The organism is Stenotrophomonas pictorum JCM 9942 (assembly GCF_001310775.1).
GTDB classification, from domain to species: domain Bacteria; phylum Pseudomonadota; class Gammaproteobacteria; order Xanthomonadales; family Xanthomonadaceae; genus Stenotrophomonas; species Stenotrophomonas pictorum.
Genome location: NZ_BAZI01000245.1, coordinates 1 through 4,124, shown reverse-complemented (window position 1 = coordinate 4,124; position 4,124 = coordinate 1). Strand labels below are relative to the sequence as shown.

Below are 4,124 nucleotides of genomic sequence, written 5' to 3'. Positions count from 1 at the left end.
CTAGCCTGGCACCTGTGGCGGCGTGTGCGCAGCGAAGCCGAGGACGGCCGTTACCTGGCCCTGCGCCAGTACTGGCACGGCGACCAGCGCAAGTTCCTGGCCTTCTTCCAGTTCCAGGCTCTGCTGGTGGTGCTGTTCTCGCTGCCGCTGGCCGCCGTGGTCGCCCACCCGGACCCGTCACCGCTGCAGCTGGCCGGCGCCGCTGCGCTGTGGCTTTTCTCGGTACTGGGCGAATCACTGGCCGATGCCCAGCTGGCCCGTTTCCGCGCCAATCCGGCCAACCGCGGCCGCACTTGTGACCGTGGCCTGTGGCGCTACTCGCGCCACCCGAACTACTTCTTCGAATGGCTGCACTGGTGCGCCTGGGCCGTGGCCGCGCTCGGCGGACCGCTGGTCTGGCTCGGCCTGCTCGGCCCGGTCCTGATGTACCTGTTCCTGCGCTTCATCAGCGGCATCCCGTTCACCGAACAACAGGCCCTGCGCACGCGGGGCGATGACTACCGGGAGTACCAGCGGCGCACGCCGATGTTCTTCCCCTGGTTCCCCAAACCCTGACCGTATTGCCGAGGACCGCGCCATGACCACCACCACCCTGGACCGCAATGAACTCTCGCCCGACCGGGCGGCCCCCGGCCTGCTCGGCCTGGCCGAACGTGGCCTGCTGCCCGATGCGCTGGTACGCGCCGGCATCCGCCGGCTGTGCGAGCAGCGGCTGAGCGAAGAACTGGAAGGCGGCGTGGAGGCGCAGTCGCTGCGCCAGCGCCAGCGACTGGAGGAGCTGCGCCAGAGCCCGCTGGCGATCGAGACCGAGGCGGCCAACAGCCAGCACTACGAGCTGCCGCCGGCCTTCTTCACCCACTGCCTGGGGCCGCGGCTGAAGTATTCGTGCTGCTACTACCCCAATGGCGACGAGACCCTGGCCCAGGCCGAGGAAGCGATGCTGGCGCTGTACTGCGAGCGCGCCGGGCTGGCCGATGGCCAGGACATCCTCGAGTTGGGCTGCGGCTGGGGCTCGCTGACCCTGTGGATGGCCGAGCACTACCCGAACGCACGCATCACCGCGGTGTCCAACTCCAACGGCCAGCGCGCCTTCATCGAGGCGCGTTGCCAGGAGCGTGGCCTGCACAACGTGCAGGTACTCACCCGCGACGTGAACCACCTGGCCTTGCCCGAGGCCGCCTATGACCGCTGCGTCTCGGTGGAGATGTTCGAGCACATGCGCAACTACGACACCCTGCTCGGCCGCATCGGCAGCTGGCTGCGCCCGGGTGGCCAGCTGTTCGTGCACATCTTCGTGCACCGCACCCTGCTCTACCCGTTCGAGACCGCCGGTTCGGACAACTGGATGGGCCGCCACTTCTTCACCGGCGGGCTGATGCCGGCGGCCGATACCCTGCTGCACTTCCAGGACGCACTGACGATCAAGCAGCAGTGGCTGGTCGAGGGCACCCACTACGAGCGCACCGCCAACCAGTGGCTGGAACACCAGGATGCCAACCGCGAAGCGGTGATGACGATCCTGCGCCAGACCTATGGCGAGGCCGCCGGGCTGTGGTTCCAGCGCTGGCGGATGTTCTGGATGGCCTGCGCCGAGCTGTTCGGGCATACCGACGGCCAGGAGTGGATGGTCTCGCACTACCTGTTCCAGCGCCGCTGAGTTCCGCGCCTGGATGACGGGGCGGGTATCGGCGTCTTCCAGCCACATACCCCGGGCACGCCGCCGAGACGCCTTGCGGCGGCCCACCGGATGGCCATCACCGACACCGCCGAACAGGCGGGGGGCCTAGCTGTAGGCCGCAGGCGCCACCGCACTGCGTATTTCACCGATCACCGCGGTGGATTCTGGGGCTATCGCGTGTGTACGCCGCGTCAACGCCAACCCCGCAACTTCTATCCGATGGATTTTCCGGCTTCGATCGCGATTGGCGTGCATCCAAGCGTGTGCGTGCTGCGTATTGGAAGACGCATGACCCTGTGCACTTCCCTTTCAGCCTGGAGAGCCCCAATGAAGTCTGCTGCCTTTGTCGTTCTCGCTGCCGGTCTGGCTGCATCCGTTACTGCCCACGCGTCCGGCGTAGAAGCCGGCAAGTGGAGTTTTTCCGCCTTCGGTGGCGTTGACATGCCGACCAGCGGCGACGTGCACGGCGGTGCCACCGCGCCCGTGCCCGACCTCGGACCCCTCAACCCTGCGCTGGCAGGGGTCAGTGCCGAGCTGCGTATCCAGTCGCGCAGCCATGACCGCATCTATGGCCTGGCCGACACCTACGGCCTGGAAATGGGCTATGGCTTGAGCGACAGCGCCGAGCTGTTCGGACAGGTGCGTTACAGCTATGCCTCGCCCGGTCGCGTGCAGGTGGGCGGCGCCTTCGTGCCGGCGCTGGACACAGAGCTGCCGGTGTACGGCCGTTTCAGCGCCTACAAGAGCTACGGCGCCGAGTTCGGCTACCGCCGTTTCTTCATGCAGCCGGGCGCTGCGCGTCCTTTCCTTGCCGCCCGCATCGGCGCGACGCATACCGACGCCATCAACGCCTCGTTCGATATTCCGGATGCCGCCATTTCCATTCCGGATGCACGCTTCACCAAGAAGACCTGGTCCGCGTCCGGTGGTCTGGATGTGGGCGTGATCATTCCGGTCGGCGAGACCTTCAGCTTTACCGCGCAGGCCGGCGTTCGCTACGTCGACAAGCTCAGCGGTGATGACGCCGATATCGGTGGGCTCGGCCTGGGCAGCATCAACAACGATGCCAAGCGGATTTCGGTGCCGATGAGCGTCGCCGCCCGCTGGGACTTCTGATCCGGACGCTGTTTCAACGGCTGCACCGTTCACGCTGCCACGTGGTGCACAGACGGTGCGGTTGCCGATCGACAACAACCGCAGCCAAGGCTGCGTTTTCCCCCCGCCTCCGACCGGAGGCGATATCCATGAGGACTTGAACATGCGTATCCAGATCCAGCGTCTTGCCATCGCCGCCGGCCTCGCGCTTGCCGGTGCCACCGTTCCTTCCGCTTTCGCCGCCGGCAATCCGGCCACAGATGGCGCAGCGATGGGTGCACAGAAGACCATCGTCGAGACCGCTTCCAACACCAGTGAACTGAGCACCCTGGTAGCTGCGCTGAAGGCCGCCGGGCTGGTGGACACGCTCGCCGGAAAGGGCCCGTTCACCGTGTTCGCTCCCACCAACGAGGCGTTCGCCAAGCTCCCCCAGGGCACGGTCGATACCCTGCTCAAGCCCGAAAACAAGGGCACGCTGACCGGCATCCTGACCTATCACGTGGTACCGGGCACCCACCCTTCCAGCCAGCTGGTCGCCGCCGCGAGCAGCCAGGGCGGCAGCAGTACCTTGAAGACGGTGCAGGGTGAGGAACTGACCGTCGAACTGAAAGACGGGAAAGTCTGGGTGGTGGATGCCAAGGGTGGCAAATCCGCGGTCACTACCGCCGATGTCATGCAGTCCAACGGCGTGGTACACGTGGTCGACAGCGTGCTGATGCCGAAGTAAGCGCCTGCTCAACCGTGGCCTGCGACTGCCGCAGGCCAAGGTTGCTGGATGCCGATCCCGGTGTCCTGCAGGGGCGAGGTGATCAGGCAGGAGATCGGACGCTGGCCGAGTAGCCGCACCGCGAAACCCGCTTGAACCTGTGCAACCTGGCGAAGACCGCAGCGTCTTTCACAATCGTCCCCGGTGCTGCATAAACAAAAACGCCCCAAGTCGTTGTCGACGAGGGGCGTTTTACATGCTTGGTGCCGAAGGTGGGACTCGAACCCACACGCTTTTAAGGGCGGCGGATTTTGAATCCGCTGCGTCTACCGATTCCGCCACTTCGGCTGGCTGGCCGGCGATTATAGCTGAGCTTTTCCGCTTGGGCAGCAAGATTTCACTTAAATCCTGAAAAATCTCCCGGTGACTCCTGCCTTGTCACCGTGCTGCCGCCCCGCTGTGGTGCGGGGACTGTCTGCGTGGGGAGACCCTCGGCGGCCAATCTGCAGCAATCAACCACCGCGCCGTGCCCGGGCGAACGCATCGGCAAGCGCGTTGTTGGCAGGGGCGGAGCTGACGCCCGGACGACTTCCGGTGTTGCTTCCGCGGCCGGCTCCGCCGCGGTTGCCGTTATCGCGACGCGGG

Annotated in this window: 4 protein-coding genes and 1 tRNA gene; 4 read left to right on the top strand and 1 reads right to left on the bottom strand. The window is 66.0% G+C overall.

Annotated elements, in window-relative coordinates; all coding sequences use genetic code 11:
• The 4 genes from JCM9942_RS11665 to JCM9942_RS11650 form a co-directional block, all read left to right on the top strand.
• A partial coding sequence (locus JCM9942_RS11665; protein WP_083468521.1) for a DUF1295 domain-containing protein occupies nucleotides 1–555 on the top strand: 555 nt, incomplete at its 5' end.
• Nucleotides 556–577: 22 nt separating this feature from the next.
• Entirely contained in the window at nucleotides 578–1,657 is a 1,080-nt protein-coding gene (locus tag JCM9942_RS11660; RefSeq protein ID WP_054659832.1) for an SAM-dependent methyltransferase, read from the top strand.
• Nucleotides 1,658–2,005: 348 nt separating this feature from the next.
• Nucleotides 2,006–2,794, top strand: a complete 789-nt coding sequence (locus JCM9942_RS11655; RefSeq protein ID WP_145974338.1) for a hypothetical protein — start codon at nucleotides 2,006–2,008, stop codon at nucleotides 2,792–2,794.
• Nucleotides 2,795–2,936: 142 nt separating this feature from the next.
• Nucleotides 2,937–3,500 carry a fasciclin domain-containing protein gene (locus JCM9942_RS11650; protein ID WP_054659828.1) on the top strand — a complete coding sequence of 188 codons (564 nt, stop codon included), beginning with the start codon at nucleotides 2,937–2,939 and terminating at the stop codon, nucleotides 3,498–3,500.
• Between the two features lie 240 nt (nucleotides 3,501–3,740).
• Here the strand turns inward: JCM9942_RS11650 and JCM9942_RS11645 are convergent.
• Nucleotides 3,741–3,827: transfer RNA gene (locus tag JCM9942_RS11645), tRNA-Leu, on the bottom strand.
• Nucleotides 3,828–4,124 lie beyond the last annotated feature (297 nt).

Excerpts from the sequence above, each read along its gene's own strand:
- JCM9942_RS11660 (WP_054659832.1), top strand. The coding sequence starts at position 578 with ATGACCACCACCACCCTGGACCGCAATGAACTCTCGCCCGACCGGGCG.
- JCM9942_RS11655 (WP_145974338.1), top strand. The coding sequence starts at position 2,006 with ATGAAGTCTGCTGCCTTTGTCGTTCTCGCTGCCGGTCTGGCTGCATCC.
- JCM9942_RS11650 (WP_054659828.1), top strand. The coding sequence starts at position 2,937 with ATGCGTATCCAGATCCAGCGTCTTGCCATCGCCGCCGGCCTCGCGCTT.